16 protein-coding genes and 1 pseudogene are annotated in these 19,165 nt (G+C 36.9%); 15 read left to right on the top strand and 2 right to left on the bottom strand.

The genetic code is table 11. The annotated features are described in order from the left end of the window. Positions 1 to 245: 245 nt before the first annotated feature. Positions 246 to 1,183, bottom strand: a pseudogene (yfkAB, locus tag ACEPXD_RS09605) (radical SAM/CxCxxxxC motif protein YfkAB). Positions 1,184 to 1,323: 140 nt separating this feature from the next. Between yfkAB and ACEPXD_RS09600 the strand changes: the two are divergent. From ACEPXD_RS09600 to ACEPXD_RS09590, 3 genes are all read left to right on the top strand, one after another. Beyond that, positions 1,324 to 1,827 (top strand): DinB family protein, encoded by a 504-nt coding sequence (locus tag ACEPXD_RS09600; RefSeq protein WP_391115749.1) that lies wholly within the window; start codon positions 1,324 to 1,326, stop codon positions 1,825 to 1,827. 115 nt (positions 1,828 to 1,942) lie between these two features. Beyond that, entirely contained in the window at positions 1,943 to 4,651 is a 2,709-nt protein-coding gene (gene acnA, locus ACEPXD_RS09595) for an aconitate hydratase AcnA (RefSeq protein WP_391115748.1), read from the top strand. Between the two features lie 411 nt (positions 4,652 to 5,062). Next, a complete protein-coding gene (locus ACEPXD_RS09590; RefSeq protein ID WP_391122909.1) occupies positions 5,063 to 5,497 on the top strand; it encodes a hypothetical protein in 435 nt (144 codons plus the stop codon). Between the two features lie 9 nt (positions 5,498 to 5,506). Here ACEPXD_RS09590 and ACEPXD_RS09585 read toward each other — a convergent pair whose 3' ends face one another. Then, positions 5,507 to 6,049, bottom strand: coding sequence for a GNAT family N-acetyltransferase (locus ACEPXD_RS09585; RefSeq protein WP_391122906.1), 543 nt, complete (start codon positions 6,047 to 6,049; stop codon positions 5,507 to 5,509). 151 nt (positions 6,050 to 6,200) lie between these two features. Here ACEPXD_RS09585 and ACEPXD_RS09580 point away from each other — a divergent pair, with 151 nt between their 5' ends. The 12 genes from ACEPXD_RS09580 to ACEPXD_RS09525 all read left to right on the top strand — a co-directional run bounded on the left by ACEPXD_RS09580 (position 6,201) and on the right by ACEPXD_RS09525 (position 19,160). After that, positions 6,201 to 9,410: a BTAD domain-containing putative transcriptional regulator gene (locus tag ACEPXD_RS09580; RefSeq protein WP_391122903.1), complete on the top strand. Its 3,210-nt coding sequence runs from the start codon at positions 6,201 to 6,203 to the stop codon at positions 9,408 to 9,410. 120 nt (positions 9,411 to 9,530) lie between these two features. Next, positions 9,531 to 10,787, top strand: coding sequence for a substrate-binding domain-containing protein (locus ACEPXD_RS09575; protein ID WP_391122901.1), 1,257 nt, complete (start codon positions 9,531 to 9,533; stop codon positions 10,785 to 10,787). Positions 10,788 to 10,887: 100 nt separating this feature from the next. Next, positions 10,888 to 11,655 (top strand): ABC transporter ATP-binding protein, encoded by a 768-nt coding sequence (locus tag ACEPXD_RS09570; protein WP_391122898.1) that lies wholly within the window; start codon positions 10,888 to 10,890, stop codon positions 11,653 to 11,655. After that, entirely contained in the window at positions 11,639 to 12,346 is a 708-nt protein-coding gene (locus ACEPXD_RS09565; protein ID WP_391122895.1) for an ABC transporter ATP-binding protein, read from the top strand. Before ACEPXD_RS09570 ends, ACEPXD_RS09565 begins: the two co-directional genes overlap by 17 nt. Positions 12,347 to 12,358: 12 nt before the next feature. After that, positions 12,359 to 13,219 (top strand): branched-chain amino acid ABC transporter permease, encoded by an 861-nt coding sequence (locus ACEPXD_RS09560; RefSeq protein ID WP_391122892.1) that lies wholly within the window; start codon positions 12,359 to 12,361, stop codon positions 13,217 to 13,219. Between the two features lie 6 nt (positions 13,220 to 13,225). After that, positions 13,226 to 14,236, top strand: a complete 1,011-nt coding sequence (locus ACEPXD_RS09555) for a branched-chain amino acid ABC transporter permease (RefSeq protein WP_391122889.1) — start codon at positions 13,226 to 13,228, stop codon at positions 14,234 to 14,236. After that, positions 14,233 to 15,246: a 3-oxoacyl-ACP synthase gene (locus ACEPXD_RS09550; RefSeq protein ID WP_391122886.1), complete on the top strand. Its 1,014-nt coding sequence runs from the start codon at positions 14,233 to 14,235 to the stop codon at positions 15,244 to 15,246. The genes ACEPXD_RS09555 and ACEPXD_RS09550 overlap by 4 nt, the downstream gene beginning before the upstream one ends. A 1-nt stretch (position 15,247) precedes the next feature. Then, positions 15,248 to 16,147 (top strand): alpha/beta fold hydrolase, encoded by a 900-nt coding sequence (locus tag ACEPXD_RS09545; protein WP_391122883.1) that lies wholly within the window; start codon positions 15,248 to 15,250, stop codon positions 16,145 to 16,147. Continuing rightward, positions 16,144 to 16,884 carry a 3-oxoacyl-ACP reductase FabG gene (fabG, locus tag ACEPXD_RS09540; protein WP_391122880.1) on the top strand — a complete coding sequence of 247 codons (741 nt, stop codon included), beginning with the start codon at positions 16,144 to 16,146 and terminating at the stop codon, positions 16,882 to 16,884. The genes ACEPXD_RS09545 and fabG overlap by 4 nt, the downstream gene beginning before the upstream one ends. 18 nt (positions 16,885 to 16,902) lie before the next feature. Further along, entirely contained in the window at positions 16,903 to 18,381 is a 1,479-nt protein-coding gene (locus tag ACEPXD_RS09535; protein ID WP_391122877.1) for a class I adenylate-forming enzyme family protein, read from the top strand. Positions 18,382 to 18,438: 57 nt separating this feature from the next. Further along, on the top strand, positions 18,439 to 18,864 hold the full coding sequence (locus tag ACEPXD_RS09530; RefSeq protein ID WP_391122874.1) for an acyl-CoA thioesterase: 426 nt from the start codon (positions 18,439 to 18,441) through the stop codon (positions 18,862 to 18,864). Further along, on the top strand, positions 18,864 to 19,160 hold the full coding sequence (locus ACEPXD_RS09525) for a hypothetical protein (RefSeq protein ID WP_391122872.1): 297 nt from the start codon (positions 18,864 to 18,866) through the stop codon (positions 19,158 to 19,160). Before ACEPXD_RS09530 ends, ACEPXD_RS09525 begins: the two co-directional genes overlap by 1 nt. Positions 19,161 to 19,165 lie beyond the last annotated feature (5 nt).

Raw genomic sequence — 19,165 nt, 5'->3', positions numbered from 1 at the left:
AATTGAAAAAAAAGGGAGTGGAGAATATGGACATTCAAAAAACTAGAAAGTTAAATAAACAAGGGTTATGGTTTGTCATTCTTCATACAATACTGATCGTGAATTTGGCAGCTGATATGTTTTCTATACATTAAAAAGAACAGCTATTAGCTGTTCTTTTTTGTTACACATTAATTCTTCCAAATATCATTATGTAAAATAAAAGTAAAACTGAGCTTTAACATTCACGTTCGTTACTACATATTCTACTTTATTGATCCACTTACAAATAAATCCTCTTTATAATACATATTTTTCACCAGAATATTTGGACCTAAGCATTTGACAGCGGGACAATGACAGTTAAGTGATTTAGAGAGAGGTGAAGTTAACCACTTATCAAAGATTGTAGTTAGTGTATTTGTTCGTATATTTCCTAGTTGGGGGGCATCATCAAAATTAGTTACAATTACTTCCCTAGTAAAAATATTAACATTTAATCTTGATCATCCATCTGGAACATTTCGTACAGAAACATTTTTACTTTTTTTTAATCGTTTAAGCATATTAATGCTTCTTTCATTTTGGCTGCATGGATATGCTCTAAGTATGGGAGCGTTTTTTTATTTAGCATTGTTTCTGCTGAAACCATCACTCCAGCCTCAGAAAGCATGCGACTATTGTCTATCATTCTTTAGAAAAGACTTGCACGTTGCTCATATTTGGGTTTCCTTTCCATCATTGCGAAACCAGTCTCCACGAATTCATCAACAGTTCCCCAGTTATGCGAAATATGTAGAACATCTAAATACGGAGCGATTAGTAAGTATCTTTCTGGAGGGAGTGTCAGGATAGGGTTAATTTGTGTTCGGACACCGCGATTATGAGCATATTTCAATAGGGGAAAAACGTAATCAGTTACTTACTTTTTGGATAGCATTGGTTCTCCACCTGTAATACTGATTGTTTTTAAGTGTGGAATTTCCTCCAACTGTTGTATTACTAAATCGATTGGAAGTGCTTCAGGGTCCTTTGTTTGCAAAGAATAGCCTACTGCACAATGGGCACAGCGCATATTTCATAGCGTGGTAGTTGTAAATTCAATATTGGATAATGTGAGCTTATTGTGTAGTTCTATATCTCTATAAGCTTCCCAGGGGTCATTTAATGGTGTTAATGGCGAAATCGTTTTTATTGCAATCATAACAAACTTCCTTTCTAATGGATTATTTTCTCATATTTTGACCAAAAAGAAAATGATGAAGGATGGAATGATTGTATAATCATAGGAGCGGTATATAATTGTGTAAATACTTGAAAAGAATATGAGAATGGAGGAACTTAATGTTTATAGAAAAAAATAATGAAATTAGAGTAGCACTCTTTAAACAATTGGAACATATAACGGATGAACAATTCAATCAGAAACCTAATCAAGATGCATGGTCACCTAAAGAAATAATGGACCATTTAATAAAAATGGAAAACATAATAACAAAAGGGATTAAACAACAGTTAGCAAATCCAGAAAGTCCTAAAGCAAAGAAAAAGCCTATACAATTATCTACATTGAGAGTTATTAAAGTGATGGCACCTACACATACTGTACCTTCAGAAGAGTTTCAAACAAAAGAAGAAATGAAAGCCTCGCTTCACCAAGCACGAATGGAACTTCTTTCTATTTACCAATCAGCCGATAAGAAAATATTAAAAAATAAATCTTTAAAACATCCACTTTTCGGACAAGTTCCACTAATACAATGGTTTCCATTCGTAGGACTTCATGAAAAAAGACATGGAAAGCAATTAGAAAAAACGATTGAAATAATAAAAGGTCATAAGAAATAGTTATTACTTATAATAATTTTAATGTAATTTACTTATCAACTTTATTCAAGTATGATAGTTAATGGAGAAAAGTCACTAGAAAGAGCCTTTTCAATAGACATTAGGAGGAACACAAATGGCAAAAAGTAACTTACACAACAGCCGTACTTCTTTTTCGTTAAATGGTAAAGAGTATAATTACTACCGATTAGCTGCGATAGAAGAAGCTGGTATCGCAAATGTATCACGCCTTCCTTATTCAATTAAAGTATTATTAGAATCAGTATTACGTCAATATGATGGATATGTAATTAAAGAAGATCATGTAAACCAACTTGCAAAATGGGGTAAAGACGCAAACACAGAAGCGGAAGTTCCATTTAAACCTTCACGCGTTGTACTACAAGATTTTACTGGTGTTCCGGTAGTAGTTGATTTAGCATCGTTACGTTCAGCAATGAATGAAATGGGCGGAAATCCAGACAAAATCAACCCAGCTATTCCAGTTGACCTTGTAATTGACCACTCAGTACAAGTAGACAAATATGGTTCTTCCACTGCTTTAAAAGCAAATATGGACCTTGAGTTTGAACGTAATGCAGAGCGCTATAATTTCTTAAAATGGGCTCAAACATCTTACGATAATTTCCGTGCTGTACCTCCAGCAACTGGTATCGTTCACCAAGTTAACTTAGAGTATTTAGCTCCAATCGTACATGTGAACGAAAGTGCAGACGGAGTATTAGAAGCATTTCCAGATTCAGTAGTAGGTACTGACTCCCATACAACAATGATCAATGGTCTTGGTGTTCTTGGATGGGGTGTAGGTGGTATTGAGGCTGAAGCAGGTATGCTTGGTCAACCTTCGTACTTCCCAATTCCTGAAGTAATCGGTGTTAAATTAGTAGGGGATCTTCCTAACGGGACAACTGCTACTGACTTAGCTCTTAAAGTTACACAAGTATTACGTACGCGTGGGGTAGTTGGTAAATTTGTTGAATTCTTCGGTACTGGTGTATCTAAATTACCACTTGCAGACCGTGCAACAATTGCAAATATGGCTCCTGAATATGGTGCAACTTGTGGTTACTTCGCTATTGATGAAGAATCACTTAACTACTTACGTTTAACTGGTCGTGACGAAGAGCATATTGCTGTTGTTGAAGCTTATTTAAAAGCAAACGACATGTTCTTTGACCCAACTTTAGAACCAGTTTATACAGATGTAATCGAAATTAACTTAGCTGATATCGAAGCAAATCTTTCTGGTCCAAAACGTCCACAAGATTTAATTCCACTTACAGATATGAAAGCTCGTTACCATGAAGCAGTTGTTGCTCCACAAGGTACTCAAGGTTTCGGTTTAACAGAAAAAGAATTCGATAAAACAGCAACTGCAAAATTTGCAGATGGTGATGTAACAATCCCAACAGGTGCTGTAGCAATCGCTGCAATCACTTCTTGTACTAATACATCAAATCCATATGTAATGTTAGCAGCTGGTTTAGTTGCGAAAAAAGCAGTAGAAAAAGGATTAACAGTTCCTGCTTATGTAAAAACATCTTTAGCACCTGGTTCTAAGGTAGTTACTGGTTATTTACAAGATTCAGGTTTAGATCAATATCTAGATCAAATTGGTTTCAATACAGTAGGTTATGGTTGTACAACTTGTATCGGTAACTCAGGTCCTTTATTACCTGAAATTGAAAAAGCAATCATTGACGAAGATTTATTCGTAACTTCTGTTCTTTCTGGTAACCGTAACTTTGAAGGACGTGTACATCCACTTGTAAAAGCTAATTACTTGGCTTCACCACCACTTGTGGTTGCTTACGCACTTGCTGGAACTGTAGACATTGATTTACAAAAAGACTCTTTCGGTAAAGACAAAGATGGCAATGAAGTATTCTTTGCGGATATTTGGCCTTCTACAGAAGAAGTAAACAACGTGCTTTCAACAGTTGTTACACGTGAATTATTCCAAAAAGAATATGCACGCGTATTCGACGAAAACGAAGCATGGAATGCAATTGAAACTTCAACTGAGTCTCTATACTCATTTGATGACAAATCAACTTACATTCAAAACCCACCATTCTTCCAAGGATTATCGAAAGAACCTGGTGATATTCAAACACTTGCTGGACTTCGCATCGTAGCGAAATTCGGTGATTCTATCACAACAGACCATATTTCACCAGCTGGTGCAATTGGTAAAGATACTCCTGCGGGTAAATACTTGCGCGAAAACGGTGTAGAAGTGCGTGACTTCAACTCTTATGGTTCTCGTCGTGGTAACCATGAAGTAATGATGCGCGGAACATTCGCTAACATCCGTATTCGTAACCAAGTGGCTCCAGGTACAGAAGGTGGATACACAACTTACTGGCCAACTGGCGAAATTATGTCAATCTACGATGCTGCTATGAAGTATCAAGAAGAGGGTACTGGATTAGTAGTACTTGGTGGAAAAGATTACGGTATGGGATCATCTCGTGACTGGGCAGCTAAAGGAACAAACCTTTTAGGTATTAAAGCTGTAATTACTGAAAGCTTTGAACGTATTCATCGTTCTAACCTAGTAATGATGGGCGTTTTACCACTTAATTTCTTACCAGGTGAAAATGCTGAATCTCTAGGCTTAACTGGCAAAGAAGAAATTAGTATCAATATTGCAGAAGGTGTGAAACCTCGTGATATTCTACAAGTAACAGCAAAAGCGGAAGATGGTTCTGTAAAACAATTTAACGTGCTTGCTCGTTTCGATTCAGAAGTAGAAGTCGATTACTACCGTCATGGTGGTATCCTTCAAATGGTATTACGTAACAAAATGCTAGAAGCATAATTAATTGAGAAAGGACCTAATTCTTTGTGAATTAGGTCCTTTTCAACTGTAGACAAACTCGATAAAATGGAGTTCGTCTACAGTTTTTTTCAGTTTTTATAGAAAGGAATAAAGATGGAGTCCGGAAACAGAAACTCGCTTTTCGTGGATGAATCATCCAGCCTCCTGGGCCAACACGATATTGGTCATGAAGACGTCGCTTCTGGACAAGTCGCTTTTGCGGGGTCTCACATATTTCAAGAGAGCGACGGACAAACAACCGCCACAAGATCACGAGAAAAAGTGTAGCCAATGTTTCGTCTAAAGCACTCTGGAAATAGTGAAGATAGGTGCACTTAAAGCTAGCTTGTGTTTTTCTTATTTTAGAGCAACATATCTGATTAGTTATAGGTTCTCCGCCTAAGTCATATCATGAGTATAAACAGTGAAGGAGTGAATAAAGCGGGAAAGTGGAAAATTGGCCTAATTGGAATTGCTTTATTTTCAGTAATCTTTACCTATCTATTTTCATACACGCAAACCACCAAGTTAGTAGTAGAGCTTTGTTCCCCGTATCTAGAGGAACCTCAAATAGCACAAAACTTTCAATACAGTTTCATGCAAAAGGGTGGACTGTACGATCAATTTGGACAGCGATTAAAAGAAAAAGGGTATAATCATCATATTCTTACTGGCATCAATTCCAAAAAAGAAATCTTGGTTAAACTCGTACTTATAGATAAAGAAGCCAATAAGCAAAGACAAGAAAAAGTTAAGGAAATATTTAATGATTTCCTAGCTAAAAATGACTTAGATCCGAGTGTATTTAAAGTTAAAGTAAGTAATGATGAAAGCTTTAACTGGTAGATGAATAGTTTACGTTTTCCAATCAGATTTGATTAATGAAAAAACAAATGCATCATTTGACTTATCATTTTGATAAATATACCCTCTTAAAAGACCTTCTTTCTTAAATCCTAGTTTCAATAATAGTTTATAAGAGGATTCATTTTCTGGAAATGTAACTGCTCCAATACGATATAGGTCTAGCACTTCAAAACAATAGCGAATAACAGTTTCTACTGCTTCACTAATAATCCCTTTTCTCCAATATTCAGGAGACAAGTCATACCCTATCTCCGTTCGTTTACTGGAAAGCAAGAGATTGTTTAACCCAACTGTTCCAACAAATTCACCTGTTTCTTTCAGCATAATCCCCCAACGGATCGAACACTTCTCTTGAAAGTTTTTTGAGAATGATTTGATTATACTTTTTGCTTGTTCGTTTTGTGTGAATGGAGACATGCCGTAGTATTTTATGACTTCTTTGTTTGAAAAGATATTGAAGATATGATCCACATGTTCTTCCTTAATTTCTATTAGATTCAATCTTTTAGTTTTTAAAACGGGAAATTCCATATCAATTCTTCCTTTCTAACTATCTCCTATTCAGATAGATTATTTTACCACAAATCCATATATTCTTATACATCTGAATTTTCTTTCAATTAAAAGAAAAGATATGATAGGATAAGTATAAATAACCATGATGTAGAATCGGAGGCAAAGAATGGAACAAACAACAATTATCATGTCAAAATTAACTCCGCCTATTGCCTCTTCTTTTTACATGAGAAGGTCAGCTCTAATTAAGAAATTCCAATCGAATGCAGGTAAAAAACTAAATCTATTACATAGTGGGGCGGGATATGGGAAAAGTTCAGCTCTAGCTCAGTATTATGCGGATTCAAACGAATTGTTTTCATGGTATACCATCTCGGAAGAAGACGATGATATCCTTCCTTTTCTACGGTATTTAATACATAGCATTCGTAGAGTAATTCCCACATTTGGAGAGAACCTAACGGAGAGAGAAATCATTTCGATGTATCCAAAAGAAGAGGAATTAATGCAGTGGTATTCTTTGTTTAGTAATGAGCTTTCAAAGATTAGTGAGCCTTTTTCCATTGTTTTGGATGACTTTCACCTCATTGATCATGTGTTTCATATAAATTATATAGTGGAAAAAATAATTGAGTTTCTTCCAGCTCACGTTCATCTTGTCGTTGCTTCTAGAAGTCGACCGAAATGGGCAAAGTTGCTGAACCTTAAGTTAAAAGGTCAATTAGTGGAAATCAGTGAAAAAGATTTTATGTTTAGTGAAGAAGAAATACGAGTTTTTTTTGAGGATTACTTTGAAAAAACGATTTCATATGAAGATGCAGTAGAAATCATGCGAATTACAGAAGGTTGGGCAATCGCCATACATTTAATTGCTATGCAGCTTGTAGAGACCAATAAACAAATTAACGAGCTATTTGATCCTGCCCTCATAGACTTGTTTTCTTATTTGTCCGATGAGGTATTTTTCCGAATGAACGAAAAAGATCAACAGTCCATCCTGAATTTCAGTATTTTTCCAACCTTCAATATGGAAGAAATAAAAGCATTTTACGGGGAAAAAGAAGCAGAAAATCTAGAAAGATTGACAAATAGCCACGCTTTTATTCAATCATTAAGTGATACCGCTTCTTATCGATTCCATGCGCTATTTCACCAATATTTAGAAGCAAAGTGGCTACAAAAAGATCGAAAATTATATTATGACACGCATAAAAGAGCCGCTAGTTTTTTTAGTGAACATAATAATTTAATTCAATCCATTCATCATGCAGTAAAAGCAAATGATGAATATTTTTTAGGTAACATGCTAGTACATTTTGCATATTCAATGATTCATGCGGGGCAATTTGATTGGTTATTAGAATTGTTAAAAGTGCATCTCTCTGAGAAAAGCAGAGAAACATTTTATGAGCTTTTTTATTATGAAGGGGAATGTCATCGATATAGAGCTTTTTATGAAAAAGCAAAAAAAGCATATGAAATGTGTGTAATGTTTGCAAAGGAAAATGACAATCTATTGTACTTAAGTAGGGCGAATGCAGGTCTAGCCCATATTTATCTAGATACGATCCAACCAAAACTCGCAAAATCGTATCTAGAAGACGCCGTAGCATGGGCAAAAAAAAGTTCTGATATAACACAGCATGAAATGTTGTCATTGAAACGATTGTTAGCAGAGAATCTTGTCAATTTAGGAAGAGCGAATGAGGCGAAAGAATGGGTGAAACAAGAAGCGTTTGATTCCGCTATTCTTAGAGAAGGCAATTTAGATGCACGGATTCTTCTCCGCACTGGGAAACTAACGGAGGCACAGAATGTACTAAGAAATAGAATAAGTGACGAGGTAAGTTTACCAGACTCACATAGAGAAACAGAAGTTTTACTTTCCTTTATCTATTCTTTAATGGGACAGGTAGATGATGCGAAAAGAGCTGCTATCAAAGGAATCGAAACGGGTAGTCGTGAAAAATCAGGTTTCGTAGAAGCAGTCGGTTGGATTAGAAGAGGGCATGCAGAAATATTAGATGATCCTTTCGATTTGGAAACGCCCGAGAACTATTATATTAAAGCTGTTCAGCGTATGGAAGAGCTAAATGTCTCTAGAGGAAAAGCAGAGCCTTACATGGGACTTTCTCTTTTAAAATCTAGGCAAGGGTTATTTGAAGAAGCAATATCATATGGGGAAAAAGGCTTGAGAGAAACAGATAAAGGAAATGATTATTGGCTGTCTGCTTATATATTAATTTGTTTAACAATTGTCTATTTTGAAAAAGTAGAAATGGAACAGGCAATCCAAACCGCTCATGAAGCTAATCGCCTTTTTACAAGCAGCGAGGATGTATATGGAGAAATGATTTCTCATTATTGGCTCATGTTTGTTTATGCTCATTTAGGAAATAACGAAGCGTTTGGTGTGCATAGCGAAAATTTTGCTTCCCTTTGTGTTCAGCACCACTTTGGCTTTTTCTTACTTAAAAAGACGATGTTCGGGCCAAAAGACTTGCAAATGCATTATCCACTGTTACAGAAAGCACTTTTATTTCATCCATTTTCCAGTAATTTAATATCCATTACAAAGATGCTAAAAATAACTGAGGAAAGTAGTTATCCAGGCTATGAACTAACACTTCATCTTCTAGGACCTTTTACACTTTTTATGAGTAATAGAGAAATCGGTGAGCGAAAGTGGCAGAGGGACAAGTCAAAAGAATTACTTACTTATCTTTATTTGCACAAAAATCGCTACGTGCCAAAAGAGGAATTGATGCGAGTACTATGGGGAGACGGGGATGATAAAACAGTTGATCGTGATTTTAAAGTAGCATTAAACTCCTTATTGAAAGTAATTGAACCAAATCGTCTAGCAAGAGAAGACTCTTATTTTATTATCCGAAAACAAGCTATGTATCGTATTAATCCAGATGCAACCATAAGTAGTGATTTAGAATCTTTCTATCGTTATATAGAACAAGGCATGAATGAAGTGAACGCTATACTGGCAAAAGAGTATTTGTTAAAAGCAGTCAAGCTATATAAAGGAGAACTACTAGAAGATAAATCTTCTATTGACTGGATTACCCATGATCGAGAAAAAATACAACACCAATATCTGTTGGTTTTAGAACGACTTTCCCAAACTTGTACCAGATTGAAAGAGTTTGAGCAGGCAGTATATTGGGCTGAGAAGCTAATACAAGTAGATTCCACATGGGAAGAAGCATATCGATTATTAATGTTTGCTTACTATCAGCTTCTCAATAGGACACAGGCAGTGAAGTGGTACGAGCGGCTGGTTGCTGTTTTGAAGGAAGAATTGAAAGTGGAGCCTATGAATACCACGATTCAAATGTATGAGATGATTACGAGTTACAGTTGAGAGAAGGAAAACTTGTGCTTTCAAGCGAGCAAAAGTTTTCTTGTAACTCTTTTGTAACTCTTCTTTTATACCCTTAAACAGAAGCATGAGAACGCTTACAAAAAATGAAGGGGGATTTGTATGAAAAAAAAGTGGGGCTTACTCTTACTACTTGTTTTTGTTGCGATTATCAGTGCCGCTTGTAGCGATAAAGCGGATAAGACGAAAGAAGAAGAAAAAGAAACAGAAGGAACAACTCCCGTAACAAGTGTAGTGACTGAAGAAGCTGGCACCATTAAAATAGGGGTTCTCGCTTCCTTGACTGGTGCCCTAGAGTCGTACGGTAAACAAACGAAAAATGGATTTGAACTAGGGCTTGAATATGCTACTGGTGGAACAATGGAAGTAGCAGGGAAAAAAATTGAAGTTGTTTATGAAGACACCGAAACAAAACCAGAAGTTGCCGTTCAAAAAGCAACGAAGCTTTTAGAAGACGATAAAGTTGATTTTCTAGTTGGCTCGTCTAGTTCAGGTGATACATTAGCTGTTCTTCCACTAGCAGAAGAATATGAAAAAATCATGGTTGTTGAACCTGCAGTTGCGGATAGTATTACAGGATCAGAGTTTAATCCTTATATTTTTAGAACAGGACGTAACTCTTCACAAGATGCTGTAGCAGGAGCGGCGGCAATTGCAAAACCAGGAGTGAAAATTGCAACATTTGCACCTGATTATTCATTTGGATGGGACGGCGTAGCAGCATTTAAAGCGGCAGCAGAAAAATTAGGAGCAGTAGTGGTCCTGGAAGAGTTTGCAGATCCAGCTGCTACGGACTTCACATCAAATTTACAAAAAATTATCCAAACAAAACCGGATTATTTGTTTGTCATTTGGGCAGGAGCAAACTCTCCTTGGAACCAAATTGCTGATTTAAAAATCCAAGAAAAGGGAATCAAAATTTCCACTGGCGCACCAGATATTGCCGCATTATCTGTGATGGAACCACTAGTTGGAATGGAAGGATTCACGGTTTATTATCATACACTTCCACATAATCCAATTAATGATTGGTTAGTAGAAGTGCATAAAAAACGCTTCGATGGAGCAGTACCAGACTTATTTACTCCAGGAGGAATGTCAGCGGCAATTGCCATTGTCGAGGCATTAAAAAAATCTGAAGGTAACGCAGATGGAAAAGAACTAATCAAACTAATGGAAGGGATGTCATTTGAAACGCCAAAAGGAACAATGACTTTCCGTCCACAAGACCACCAAGCATTACAATCACTGTACTCTATTAAACTAGAAAAACAAGATGGTATTGCATATCCAGTACCAGTCTTGATAAGAGAATTATCTCCAAGTGAAACGGAGCCACCGATTTTAAACAAAAAATAAAGGAAAAAGTGACGACCTATTCGACTAGGTCGGTCACTCTCCATATGATAGACCATTTCTCTATCATATGGAGAGTGACGATGGAAAGGAGCATGTAAAGATGGAACCAATACTACGAACAGAAAACTTAACGATTACATTTGGCGGTCAAATTGCTGTAGATCATGTGGACTTTGTCATGCCAAGGAAGCATTTTAAATCCATCATTGGCCCAAATGGCGCAGGAAAAACGACTTTTTTCAATTTGATAAGTGGTGAGTTGAAACCTACCGTTGGGGATGTATTTTTTAAAGGGGAATCCATGGCCAAGTATTCTTCTGTAAAGATGACAAGAAAAGGACTTGGTCGATCTTTTCAAATAACCAATGTATTTCCGAACCTTACCGTCATTGAAAATGTTCGTTTAGCTATTCAGTCAAAAGAGAATATCCGGTATCAAATGCTACGGCATTTTACAGCGTATAAAGACATGCATATACAAGCACTAAAATTATTAGAAATTGTATTACTTTCCAGTAAAGCAACAGCATTTGCCAATCAATTATCTCACGGTGAAAAAAGAAAATTAGAAATTGCCATGTTGCTTGCACTAGATACGGAAGTACTGTTGCTAGATGAACCAACTGCAGGAATGTCTTTGGAAGAAGTCCCGGCTATTCTTGACGTGATAAAACAAATAAAACAAACGGATGAAAAAACAATTTTATTAATCGAACACAAAATGGATATGATTATGGATTTATCGGACTCTATTATGGTGTTATTTAACGGGAGATTACTAGCGGATGGTACTCCCACGGAAATCATGAATAATGAAACCGTTCAGCATGCATATTTAGGAGGATTGTACGATGAGCATCTTGCTTAAATTAGAAAATGTGCATACATTTATCGGGCAATATCACATATTACAAGGTGTTTCTTTTGAAGCAAAAGAAGGAGAAGTGAGTGTCCTATTAGGCAGAAATGGAGCAGGAAAAACGACCACGTTGAAAACCATCATAGGATTGACTCCGGCCACTTCTGGATCCATTATTTTTCAAGGTCATAACATTACGAAAAAGGCTACGCATCAAATAGCGTCAAATGGAATTGGGTATGTTCCAGAGGATCAGGGGATTTTTGGAGCGCTGACTGTCGAAGAAAATATTAAAGTTGCTATGCGAAAAGAAGATGATGCTGCTTATGCTAGGCAAGAATATGTACTCGAATTATTCCCTGATTTAAAAAAGTATTGGAAAAAAGATGGCGGGCATTTGTCTGGCGGTCAAAAACAAATGTTGTCTATGGCTAGAGCATTTGTGAATGACAGCAAGTTACTATTAATCGATGAACCTTCAAAAGGACTGGCACCTGTTGTGATTGAAAAAGTGATGGAAGCAATTGTGGAGATGAAAAAGCAAACTTCTATTATCTTAGTCGAGCAAAATTTTATGATGGCAAGTCGAATTGGCGATACATATACACTCATTGATGATGGAGAGACTGTTCAATCCGGACAAATGAGCAATTTAATACAAAACGAGGATTTGAAACGTAAGTATTTAGGAATTGGGTAAGGGGGTTATGGGGTGGAATTACTTATCAATCTATTTATAAATGGTTTAGCTACTGGAATGCTTATCTTTCTTCTTGCTGCCGGATTGACTTTAATATTTGGATTAATGGATGTATTGAACTTTGCTCATGGAGGATTGTTTGCATGGGGAGCTTTTTCAGGAGTATGGTTTTATGGACTAACGAATAGTTTTACGATTGCGATAATTGGAGCAATATTAACAGGAATTTTACTTGGATTTATCACAGAGAAGCTTATTATTACACCCGTGTATGGCAATCATGTGCAACAAATCTTAATCACGCTTGGCTTTATGATAGTTTTATCCGAAATGTTAAAAGTAGTTTTCGGTCCGAACCAAATTGCAGCCAAAACACCTCCTTTATTAGCTGGAAGTTGGGAAATTGGGGATGTCATTATTATTAAATATCGCTTATTCATCATCCTTGTAGGATTCGTAGTATTTGGGATTTTTCAATTTATATTAAAGCGAACAAAGATAGGGTTGATCGTTCGTGCAGGGGTGATGAATAAAGAGATGGTTCAAGCGCTCGGGATCAATATTAAACGGGTATTTTTATATGTATTTATGGCTGGAGCGGCACTTGCAGCACTAAGTGGCGTACTGATGGCTCCCTATTCAGGTGTTATTTATGCGGAAATGGGAATGGAATTCGCAATCTTAGCTTTTATAGTTGTAGTTATTGGAGGGATGGGAAGTTTTCCAGGCTCCCTTCTAGCAGCAATTCTTGTAGGGCTTGCAGGTAGTTTTATGGCTTATTACGTTCCAGCTTTATCACTTGCGGTCAATATGATGCTTATGGCGATTGTATTAATTTTCCGTCCGCAAGGTTTGTTTACAGCGAAAGGATGATGCGAGATGAGTTCAAAATTTCAACTGAATAATGTACTAATATTAGTCATAATAGCTGCTCTCGCCATTTTTCCGTTTATTTCAGATTCACGTACTTGGACGATTTTACTAACTCAAATATTTATTTTTTCCATACTTGCAATGAGTTACGATATTTTACTAGGTTATACAGGCATTGTTTCATTCGGCCATGCTATGTTTTTCGGGATGGGTGCATATACAACGGCAATTATGCTCAATCATTTTGAAACTAGTTTAAGTACATTTTTCATTTCGATTATCGTTGGCATGATTATCGCGGGAGCAATCAGTTTTTTAGTAGGGCTACTCACGTTACGTTTAAAAAGTCACTTCTTTGCTATGTTAACACTGGCTGTTTCGGGATTATTTTTAGTACTTGCGGAAAAATGGAGAACGCTTACGCATGGGAACGATGGATTTACGTTTCGGGCCCCAGAGTTCTTTAAAGATCGAATGATGTTTTACCTGCTCGTTCTCGCTTGTTTGGTACTTGTATACTTTTTCTTGCGAAGATTCGTGGAATCACCTCTCGGGAGAGTACTGATTGCTGTTCGTGAAAATGAACAAAGGACGAAATCATTAGGTTATCAAACGCTGCATTATAAAATAATTGCTTCTGTCATTGCAGGAATTGTCGCAAGTTTAGCAGGTTCTCTCTATGCTGTCTCCTTAAGGTTCGTCAACACAAGTGTGCTAACAATGGATATTACATTAGATGCATTACTTATGACAATTATTGGAGGAGTAGGTACATTAATTGGACCAATTATAGGAGCGGGTGTAATAGAGCTTGCACAACATTATTTGTCTGGTCTTGCAAAAGAATATCCTATTTTTGAAAGATGGATTATTTTCTTCGGAATTCTCTATATTTTAGCTGTGATCTTCTTCCCAAGAGGGATTGTTGGAACAATTCAATATGCTTTTTGGAAACGAAAAAATAAAGTGATAACAGGTACAATACGCCCATCTAGAAGAAAGGCGGAAGCAAAATGACTATAGGAATTGTTAGCACTGGTGTGTATCTACCAGATCATACGATGACTGCGGAAGAGATTGCGACCCTTTCTCACATACCAGTAGAAATTGTAAAAACAAAAATGGGGATCACTCAAAAGCCAATCCCTGGGCCAGATGATCATACCGTGGCAATGGGTATCCGTGCTGCAGAAAAAGCAATACAAAAAGGTGCCATAGACCCGAAAACAATTGACCTGGTTATTTATATTGGAGAGGAGCATAAGGAATATCCTTTATGGACAGCTGCTATTAAACTTCAAGAAGAAATAGGAGCCTACCATGCTTGGGGCTTTGATGTGGCATTACGCTGCGGAACTACCATTATGGCGATAAAAGTTGCGAAGAGCTTAATGGAATCAGATGCTACGATCAATACGGTTCTTCTTGCAGGTGGGTATCGAAATAGTGACTTTATTGATTACACGAATGAACGAACTCGCTTTATGTTTAACCTTGGTGCTGGTGGAGCAGCGATGATTCTAAAAAAAGATCATCCCGAAAACATCATATTAGAAGCGGATATTATGACGGATGGCTCCTTCTCTGAAGATGTTGTAGTACCCGTAGGTGGAACGATAGACCCATTAACAGTAGAACATTTGCAAAAAGGACTTTATCGTTTAGATGTACTGGATCCGGAAGGTATGAAAGCAAGACTCGAACAGAAATCGATGCAAAACTTTTTACAAGTGATTCGAAATGCGTTGTTGAAAAGCGGATATTCCGAGAATGACATCGATTATTTAGCTATCCTTCATATGAAAAAATCTGCCCATGATTTCGTTTTGATTGAACTAGGTTTAACGAGTGAACAATCCATTTATTTAAGCGATTATGGGCATATTGGGCAAATGGATCAAATTATTTCGTTAGAGCTTGCACAGGAATCAGGGAAACTAAAAGATGGGGATTTAGCAGTATTAGTTAGTGCAGGGATTGGATATGCGTGGGGAGCAGTAGCAGTTAAATGGGGAAAGGGGTATTAAAATGGAGTTACAAAAGGTTTTGTTAGTAAATGGGGAATCTATCGCATATCGGGAACGTCCAGGTGGAGAAGAAGTGATTGTATTAGTGCATGGGAATATGACATCCTCTAAGCACTGGGATATGTTAATGGAAAAAATAGATAAGAAATTCACTTTATATGCGATTGATCTGAGAGGGTTTGGGGAGTCCACTTATTTTAATCGTGTGCAAGGAATTAAAGACTTTTCAGATGATTTGAAGGAATTTGTTGACCTATTATCATTAAGACAATTTCAATTAATAGGATGGTCTACTGGCGGAGCAATTTGTATGCAATTTGTTGCCGATTATCCAGGATACTGTGAGAAGCTCGTCCTTATAGCATCCGCTTCTACCAGAGGATACCCGTTCTTTGGAACGAATGCAGATGGAACTCAAAACCTAGAACATAGATTACAAACACTAGAAGAGGTAGAATCGGATCCATCTAAAACAATCGCGATGCAAGGATTATATGATACAGAGAATAGAGAAGGATTAAAAGCAGTTTGGAATGCAGCGATTTATACACATAATCAGCCATGTGAAGCTCATTATGATGCATACGTGGAAGATATGTTAACTCAACGAAACTTGGCTGATGTGTATCATTCCTTAAACACGTTTAATATTAGTGGGGAACATTATGGCGTGAACGATGGAACCAATCAAGCAAAAGACATTACTATTCCAGTACTCATTTTAAGAGGAGACCGCGATTACGTGGTCACAGAAGCAATGACACAAGAGATTGTTGTAGATTTAGGAGAAAATGCTACGTATATTCCGTTAGTCAATTGCGGTCACTCCCCTTTAATCGATGATTTGGAGCAGTTAACAGATCGGATTGAAACTTTTTTAACAAAGGGGAATGAAAAATGAGATTGCAAGACAAAGTAGCGATCATTACAGGAGCTGCAAATGGAATCGGATTAGCTGCGGTACATCGTTTTGCAGAAGAAGGTGCGAAAGTTGTGTTAGCAGATTACGATGAAGCTTCCGGAGCAGAACAACAAGAGGTCTTAACAGACCGAGGATACGAAGTAAAATTTATTCAAGTGGATGTTGCAAACCGTGAAAGCGTGGATTCCCTTGTTCAACAAACAATCGACCATTTTGGAAAAATTGATATTTTAGTAAATAATGCAGGAATAACACGTGATGCAATGTTAATGAAAATGACGGTGGAGGATTTTTCACGAGTGCTAGATGTCAACTTAACTGGGGTTTTTCATTGTACACAAGCAGTTATTCCATTTTTAGTTGCACAGGGATATGGAAAAATTATTAACACTTCTTCTGTAACGGGGGTTTACGGGAATGTCGGACAAACGAATTATGCAGCCTCCAAAGCCGCTGTAATTGGGATGACGAAAACTTGGGCAAAAGAACTTGGACGAAAAGGTATTCATGTAAACGCTGTTGCACCAGGTTTTACGAATACGGCAATGGTTGCGAAAATGCCAGATAAAATAATCGAGCAAATGAAATCCATTGTAGCTTTGCAACGACTCGCGGATCCAAGAGATATAGCAAATGCTTATTTATTCTTAGCGTCTGATGAGTCAAGTTATGTGCATGGCCATGTCTTACAAGTGGACGGCGGTATTATGATGTAATGAAAGGAGCGGTGCAAATTGTATACAGAACAAACTTGGATATATAAGCGAGCAGCACTGTCTCCTAAGAAAATTGCTTTAATTGATAGTCAAACAGGGGAACAATGGAGTTATCAAACGTTGACAGACCAAATATCTAAATGGGTTCATTATTTTCATCAGCAACAATTTCAAAAAGGGGATCGAATTGTTGTTTTGTCTCAAAATCGAATCGAACTGTTTGCAATTATATTTGCATGTGGAATAATGGGGCTACTTTATGTTCCACTTAACTTTCGATTAAGTGAATTAGAACTCTTATATATGATAGAGGACTGTCAACCAGTTCTCGTAATACATGATGAAGACCACCTGGAAGTTAGTAGTAAATTCATAAAAGTGAGTCAGTTATTAATAACGGATATGAATGTTAATGATGCTGAATCTTCACCTCCCTATTCGAATTGGTCTCCAACTGATCCATGGCTTATCATTTACACGGGCGGAACTACAGGTAAACCAAAAGGAGTTGTGCTCTCTTTTGATTCGGTCAATTGGAATGCTATTAACACGATTATTAGTTGGGGGTTAAATGAAACGGATTGTACCCTCAATTATATGCCCATGTTCCATACTGGAGGTATAAATGCGCTTTGCCTTCCTGTTTTGATGGCAGGTGGAACAGTTGTCACTGGCAGCCGTTTTCATCCAGAAGAAGCTCTCAAAGCTTTAAATATATATAAGACGACTATGTCATTATTCGTTCCAACGATGTATCAAGCCATGCTTGATACGGATTATATGAAGACGGCTACATTCCCTACTGTCAAAGTTTTTTTATCTGGTGGTGCACCATGCCCCAAAACAATTTACAATGAATTTGAAGAAAAAGGAATTCTTTTTAAGGAAGGATACGGTCTGACAGAGGCAGGACCAAATAACTTTTTTATTTTACCAGAAAAAGCTCGGATTAAAAAAGGATCAGTTGGGAAATGTATGCAGTTTAATGAAGTGAAAGTTATAAATGAATTAGGTGAAATTTGTCATGCAAATGAAATTGGGGAACTACATATTGCTGGTAAGCATGTATTCACTAAGTATTGGAACAATGAGAACGAGTCTAGTCAAACGCTCGTTAATGGGTGGTTGAAAACAGGGGATTTAGCAAAAAGGGATGAGGAAGGAGACTATTTTATTGTTGGAAGAAAAAAAGAAATAATCATTTCTGGTGGAGAAAATGTTTATCCTCAAGAAGTGGAGCGATGTCTCCTATTACATCCTAATATTCGAGAGGCTGCAGTGATTGGTGTAGCAGATGTTAAATGGGGTGAATGTATAACTGCTTTCATCACATGTAAAGAACCCAATGTATTTGATGAATCAGAAATTATTACCCATTGTAGAAAGTCACTTGGAGGTTTTAAAGTTCCAAAAAAGATTTTTGTTTTAGCAGAACTTCCAAGAACCGATATTGGTAAAATTGATAAAAAAAGATTGGTACAATTAGCTGTAGAGTAGTCCTTTACAGCTTTTAAGGCCGTCTTTTTGTATAATAGATTCTGAGGTGACTTGGAAATGTTTATAAGTGAAAAAGAAATTGAAGTAAGGTATGCTGAAACGGATCAAATGGGTGTTGTCTATCATGCTAATTATGTCATTTGGTTGGAAATAGGGCGTACCCAACTAATTCAAGACTTAGGATTTACATATGCTGGACTGGAAGAGCATGGCTATATTTCTCCAGTGACAAATGTGAATATTAACTATAAATCTTCTGTTAAATACGGTGAAAATGTAATCGTTAGAACTTGGATTGAAAACCATGGGAAACTACGAACTACTTATGGGTATGAGATTGTACATAAGGATGGGACTATTGCATCTACTGCTACATCAGAGCATGTTATCGTTAAGAAAGATACCTTTCGACCAATTTCTCTTAAGAAAGTTGATCCTGCTTGGGATGCGAAATATGTCGAAATTGTCAAGGTTCATGAATAATGGCTTTTGGCATAACGCGTAAGGAACTAGATGAGTGGAAGAATCATGTAACGAACGGACAAATAGCATTTCTAACCCATTACTGGATCGATCAAAGGTTCCCAGGATGCAAGACAGTTACAAAAGTAGGGTGCAGCAACTTATCTACTTTGATTGAATGGGGAAGACAATACGGTCTTAAAGAAGAATGGATTGATTTAAAAGAAGGATATCCTCATTTTGATTTGTTCGGACAATACGAATATGATATATTGAAGGAAGAAGGACTATTATCACAATTAAAGCGATTCAAATAAGGAAA

Origin of the sequence: Psychrobacillus sp. L3, from assembly GCF_042945595.1 — a bacterium.
GTDB lineage: Bacteria > Bacillota > Bacilli > Bacillales_A > Planococcaceae > Psychrobacillus.
Note: the sequence above shows the minus strand (reverse complement) of the source record. Positions and strands in the feature narration are given on the sequence as shown.

Excerpts from the sequence above, each read along its gene's own strand:
- ACEPXD_RS09525 (WP_391122872.1), top strand. The coding sequence starts at position 18,864 with ATGGCTTTTGGCATAACGCGTAAGGAACTAGATGAGTGGAAGAATCAT.
- ACEPXD_RS09570 (WP_391122898.1), top strand. The coding sequence starts at position 10,888 with ATGGAACCAATACTACGAACAGAAAACTTAACGATTACATTTGGCGGT.
- fabG (WP_391122880.1), top strand. The coding sequence starts at position 16,144 with ATGAGATTGCAAGACAAAGTAGCGATCATTACAGGAGCTGCAAATGGA.
- ACEPXD_RS09545 (WP_391122883.1), top strand. The coding sequence starts at position 15,248 with ATGGAGTTACAAAAGGTTTTGTTAGTAAATGGGGAATCTATCGCATAT.
- ACEPXD_RS09580 (WP_391122903.1), top strand. The coding sequence starts at position 6,201 with ATGGAACAAACAACAATTATCATGTCAAAATTAACTCCGCCTATTGCC.
- ACEPXD_RS09585 (WP_391122906.1), bottom strand. The coding sequence starts at position 6,049 with ATGGAATTTCCCGTTTTAAAAACTAAAAGATTGAATCTAATAGAAATT.
- ACEPXD_RS09575 (WP_391122901.1), top strand. The coding sequence starts at position 9,531 with ATGAAAAAAAAGTGGGGCTTACTCTTACTACTTGTTTTTGTTGCGATT.
- ACEPXD_RS09590 (WP_391122909.1), top strand. The coding sequence starts at position 5,063 with ATGAGTATAAACAGTGAAGGAGTGAATAAAGCGGGAAAGTGGAAAATT.
- ACEPXD_RS09600 (WP_391115749.1), top strand. The coding sequence starts at position 1,324 with ATGTTTATAGAAAAAAATAATGAAATTAGAGTAGCACTCTTTAAACAA.
- ACEPXD_RS09565 (WP_391122895.1), top strand. The coding sequence starts at position 11,639 with ATGAGCATCTTGCTTAAATTAGAAAATGTGCATACATTTATCGGGCAA.
- ACEPXD_RS09550 (WP_391122886.1), top strand. The coding sequence starts at position 14,233 with ATGACTATAGGAATTGTTAGCACTGGTGTGTATCTACCAGATCATACG.
- ACEPXD_RS09555 (WP_391122889.1), top strand. The coding sequence starts at position 13,226 with ATGAGTTCAAAATTTCAACTGAATAATGTACTAATATTAGTCATAATA.
- acnA (WP_391115748.1), top strand. The coding sequence starts at position 1,943 with ATGGCAAAAAGTAACTTACACAACAGCCGTACTTCTTTTTCGTTAAAT.
- ACEPXD_RS09530 (WP_391122874.1), top strand. The coding sequence starts at position 18,439 with ATGTTTATAAGTGAAAAAGAAATTGAAGTAAGGTATGCTGAAACGGAT.